Raw genomic sequence first — 5,103 nt, 5'->3', positions numbered from 1 at the left:
GCCGGTCGATGCCGCGCCAGGGCGACAGGGCGAGGCCTTAGACGCCTTCAAAAGACGCCCAGTAGGCCAATCAGGTTAAGCACACCCTTCATGCAAAGCCCTCACAAGGGGAGAAGGGGGAGGCTGCGCTTGAACGTCAGTCGTTGCGCCTGAAATTGCGGATGCGGTCGAACAGCACGGCGAGCAGGATGGCGCCGCCGATGAACACGCCTTGCCAGAAGGCATTGATGCCGAGCAGGCCGAGGCTGTTGCGGATGACCTCGATCAGCGCCGCGCCGACGACCGCGCCGAAGGCTGTGCCCATGCCGCCGGCCAGGTTGGCGCCACCGATGACGGTGGCGGCGATCACCTGAAGCTCCATGCCGTTGCCGAGATTGGTGGTGACCGCGCCCAGCCAGCCGGTCTGGATGATGCCGGCAAGGCCAGCCGCCATTGCCGAGATCATGTAGACGACGACCTTGATCTGGCGCACCGGAACGCCGGTCAGCGTTGCCGCATGCTCGTTGCCGCCGATGGCGAAGATGTGCCGGCCGAATTTCGTCCAGCGCAGCACAAAGCCGGTGATCAACGCCAGCACGATCATGTAGAGGACCGGATTGGCAATGCCGAACACCCAGGCGCCGCCGCCCAGCGCCAGCAGCTTGTCGTGGTCAGGCCCGAACTGGAAGACGACGGTGTTGTTGGAGGCGACCATGGCAAGGCTGCGTGCGATCGACAGCATGCCGAGCGTCACCACGAAAGGCGGAAAGCCGAGATAGGCGATCAGAACCCCGTTGAAGGCGCCGATGATCAGCGCCGTCGCGATCGCAGCGCCAATGCCGATCTCGATGCCGTAGCCGGCATGCATGGTGACGGCCAGCACCATCGAGCACAGGCAAAGCACCGAGCCGACCGACAGATCGATACCGCCGGTGATGATGACGAAGGTCATGCCGAGCGCCACGATGGCGACGAAGGTGACGTTGCGGGTGATGTTGTAGAGGTTCTTGGTCGTGGCAAAGGAATCCGTGGCCACCGACAGGAACAGGCAGGCGAGGATGACCGCGATCACCACCCAGAAGGTCTGGCTGGCAAACACCTTGCTCAGCAAGGTGTGCTGCTTGTGCGCGATCGTCTGATCAAGGGTGACTGCCATTATCGACCTTTTTTACTCATGGTTGAGGCGTCAATCATACCTGTTCGATGGCGCCGGTGATGAGTCCGGTGACTTCTTCCGGCGAACTCGATGCGATCGTCTTGTCGGCGACCTTGCGGCCGCGCCGCATGACGATGACGCGGTCGGCGACGTCAAAGACGTCGGGCATGCGGTGGCTGATCAGCACGACGGCGATGCCCTGGTCGCGCAAATGGCGGATCAGGTTCAGCACCTCGGCGACCTGGCGCACCGAGATCGCCGCGGTCGGCTCGTCCATCAGCACGATCTTGGCCTGCGAAAGCATGGTGCGGGCGATCGCCACCGCCTGCCGCTGGCCGCCCGACATTTGTTTGACCAGGTCGCGCGGGCGCGTTTCGGATTTCAGCTCGGCGAAGATCTGGCCGGCACGCTTGTACATCGCGGCATAGTCGAGGATGCGAAGCGGCCCGAGGCCGCGGCGCAATTCACGGCCGAGATAGACGTTGGCGGCGGCCGTCAGATTGTTGCACAGTGCCAGGTCCTGATGGACGATTTCGATGCCGTGCTGGCGCGCCTCGACCGGCTTGTGCAGGATCAGCTCCTTGCCGTCCATCTGCATCGTGCCATGGCTCGGCGGGAAATTGCCGGCGATCATCTTGACCAGCGTCGACTTGCCGGCGCCGTTGTCGCCCATCAGGCCGACAACCTGTCCGGCCTCGATCGACAACGAAACGTCGTTGACCGCCTGGATGGCGCCAAAATGCTTCGAGATGTTGGTGAGTTCGAGAACCGCCACCAGCCTTCTTGCCTCCCCGTGCTTTGCGGCCTGCGGTTCTGCCGCGGCCATTCGCTCTCCCCAGTTCCTCCCGGAAGCAGCGATTTTGCCCATTTACGCATAAGCCTCCTTGGCGTCAACCACGGCTTCTTTCGAAAAATCAGTTTTGTAGGACAAATAGCATTGACGTCGGTGACAAGGCGATATTAGCTAAGTGTCGGAGGAGCTTGCGCCGAGCCACCGGGTTGCCGGAAGGAATCGGTGAGGGTTTGTCGGTCAGGGATCTGGTAACCAGCGATATCTGTCGGTGCCGGTCTGAGACTGAATATGAAAATGCTTATCGACCTGGCTTGGCGACACGAGTGCTACGTCCTCTGTCATCTTGCTCCGGGTCGATCTGTGTGTGGCGGGCACGCGGTGTCCGTTTGTTTCAAAAGGGAGGACTGACATGAGGAAATCATTATTGCTCGCTGCTGCCGCCGTCATGGCGCTGGGTGCCGGGCCGGCCATGGCCAAGAAACAGCTCGTCATCGTCGTGAAGGGTCTCGACAATCCATTCTTCGAGGCCATCCACCAGGGTTGCGAGAAGTGGAACAAGGAAAACGCCAGTTCGGAATATGAGTGCTTCTACACCGGACCGGCATCGACCTCGGATGAGGCCGGTGAAGCCCAGATCGTCCAGGACATGCTGAGCAAGCCCGATACGGTGGCAATGGCGATTTCGCCATCGAACGCGCCGCTGATCGCGCAGACGATCAAAAGCGCCAATCCGTCGATCCCGATCATGACCCTCGACGCCGACCTCAGCAAGGAAGACGCGGCGTTGCGCAAGACCTACCTCGGCACCGACAACTACCTGATGGGTCACAAGATCGGCGAATACATCAAGAAGGCCAAGCCGAATGGCGGCAAGATCTGCACCATCGAAGGCAATCCGGCGGCCGACAACATCCTGCGCCGCGCGCAGGGCATGCGTGACGCGCTGTCGGGCAAGGACGGCCTCGCGGCGCTGGCGGGCGAAGGCGGCTGGACGGAAGTTGCCGGCTGCCCGGTGTTCACCAATGACGACGGCGCCAAGGGCGTGCAGGCGATGACCGACATCCTCGCCGCCAATCCCGATCTCGATGCCTTCGGCATCATGGGCGGCTGGCCGCTGTTCGGCGCTCCGCAGCCCTACCGCGACCTGTTCAAGCCGATGGCCGACAAGATCGCCAGCAACGCCTTCGTCATCGGCGCCGCCGACACGATCGGCGACGAGGTGGCGATTGCCCGTGACGGACTGGTGACCGCGCTGGTTGGCCAGCGGCCGTTCGAGATGGGCTACAAGGCGCCCTCGGTGATGATCGACCTGGTCGACGGCAAGCCGGTCGCCGATCCGGTGTTCACCGGTCTCGACGAATGCACCAAGGACACCGTCGACACCTGCATCCAGAAGTAGGTTCGCAGTTTCGGGGCGCCCGTCGGGCGCCCCGTTACGCATCGTCCATACAAACGCACGAGGCGACGCTGCTTTGGAGCGTAGGCCGCTGCTTTGTCGTGCCCTGAATTCAGGCTTTCGACAAGAAGCTGCCGGGGAATACGAATGCCGGACGCGACATCAAAAAAGCGACCCGCCAAGTTGAAGGCAGAGCCTGGGCGGCCGGCCGGCGTTCGGCGTGCGGACGCCGCACATTTTCCCGGCTCGAGCGTGCATGCCTCGCTCGCCAATGAAATCGGGCTGAGGATCGTGCGCGGCGACTATCCGCCGGGAACCATCCTGCCCAACGAAGCCAAATGGTCGGAGACCTTCGACGTCAGCCGCTCGGCGGTGCGCGAAGCCATAAAAATGCTGATGGCGAAGAGCCTATTGGCGTCACGCCCGAAGATCGGCAGCTGGGTCGAGCCGAAGGAACGCTGGAACCTGCTCGATCGCGACGTGCTGGCCTGGTACGCGACCTCGCCGGACCGCGAGGTGTTCCTCAGGACCGTGCAGGAATTCCGCCACATCATCGAGCCGGAGGCCAGCGCCTTTGCCGCGATGCGGCGCACCGACGAGCAGATGGCCGAGATCAGCCAGGCCTGCCGCGAGATGGGCGAGGCGACCAACCTGCAGGAGCGCACGCGCGCCGACACGCGGTTCCACCTCGCCATCCTGCGGGCCTCGGGCAACGATCTGCTGGTGCCGCTCGGCGTGCTGATCGAATCGGCGCTCGACCATTTGTTCCAGTTCGTCACCCGCGAGACCAGCGATCAGCGGCGGGCGCAGGCACTGCACGAGGCAATCGAGAAGAACATCCGCCTGCAGCGGCCCGCCGCAGCCCGCGCCGCGGTGCACAGGCTTCTCGCCAACACCGACGACGTTATCGGCCGGTCGCGGCGGTGATGGTTGCACAGGGCGGTGTTGCTCCAAACGATTGCAAAACTCGCATTCCTTCACGCCCCCTCTGTCCTGCCGGACATCTCGCCCAAGAGGGGGCCATCGCAGATAGCAAGCCGAGGCTTTCGCTCTACGACGTACCCCCCACCCCTAGCCCCTCCCCACAAGGGGGAGGGAGACTTCCGTTGGCGCTGACCTCGGCAAATTGCCTGCCTTTCGGCGCCAAAAGGGGAAGTGAGGGCGCGCGGCAGCGTTCCCTCCCCCTTGTGGGGAGGGTTAGGGTGGGGGTCCATCTTCGTAAGAATCCAAATGCGATTGCCCAGCGCAACAGAGGGGGGAGATTGGATGCCATTTCGGCTGTCGCTGATCATCAACGCTAGGCAATGAGGGCGGCGACCTCGGGTGGGACAGGAATTCGGACTTTTTTGCCTTCGCAGCTATTTTGTTCTTGCTTTGTGCCGGCAGCTATGCTACTAATTTGGGTATGGTGCCAATTGGCTCCAACGACCCGCCCGCCGAGGCGGTTTTTTTGTTTCCGGCTTCTTCCGATCGGAAGTGCGCGTGCTTTGGTGCACAGACTTCTCGCCAATACCGACGTTATCGGCCGGTTTCGCCGCTGATTCGATCGTTTCTCGGCCAACTGCGTGTAAGTCGGGTCAACCAGCATTCCCGTTAGTCGCAAATCGCAAATTTAGGAGATTAGCCGAAACCCTCCCTTCGTCATCCCTGGGCGGAGCAAGGAGCGAAGCGACGCGGCGCAGACTCTAGGATCCATATGTGGACGGCGCCCTGCCTGCAACGGTTGTTTTGCGTCGTTTTCGATCGCTTGCGTCCATATGTCCGGCCTTTGAGCACGGT

General features: G+C 62.4%; 4 protein-coding genes. 2 read left to right on the top strand and 2 right to left on the bottom strand.

The genetic code is table 11. The annotated features are described in order from the left end of the window. Nucleotides 1–136: 136 nt before the first annotated feature. On the bottom strand, nucleotides 137–1,135 hold the full coding sequence (locus NKJ15_RS32700) for an ABC transporter permease (protein WP_352453761.1): 999 nt from the start codon (nucleotides 1,133–1,135) through the stop codon (nucleotides 137–139). Between the two features lie 34 nt (nucleotides 1,136–1,169). Continuing rightward, nucleotides 1,170–1,910, bottom strand: a complete 741-nt coding sequence (locus NKJ15_RS32695) for an ATP-binding cassette domain-containing protein (protein WP_023675804.1) — start codon at nucleotides 1,908–1,910, stop codon at nucleotides 1,170–1,172. A gap of 427 nt (nucleotides 1,911–2,337) precedes the next feature. On the opposite strand from NKJ15_RS32695, the gene NKJ15_RS32690 reads away from it, so the two are divergent. After that, complete coding sequence (locus NKJ15_RS32690; protein ID WP_023675805.1) at nucleotides 2,338–3,327, top strand: sugar-binding protein; 990 nt, start codon at nucleotides 2,338–2,340, stop codon at nucleotides 3,325–3,327. 144 nt (nucleotides 3,328–3,471) lie between these two features. Continuing rightward, nucleotides 3,472–4,251 (top strand): FadR/GntR family transcriptional regulator, encoded by a 780-nt coding sequence (locus NKJ15_RS32685; RefSeq protein WP_352774458.1) that lies wholly within the window; start codon nucleotides 3,472–3,474, stop codon nucleotides 4,249–4,251. The last annotated feature ends 852 nt before the right edge of the window (nucleotides 4,252–5,103 follow it).

Origin of the sequence: Mesorhizobium sp. M0207 (genome assembly GCF_040321995.1) — a bacterium.
GTDB lineage: Bacteria > Pseudomonadota > Alphaproteobacteria > Rhizobiales > Rhizobiaceae > Mesorhizobium.
Note: the sequence above shows the minus strand (reverse complement) of the source record. Positions and strands in the feature narration are given on the sequence as shown.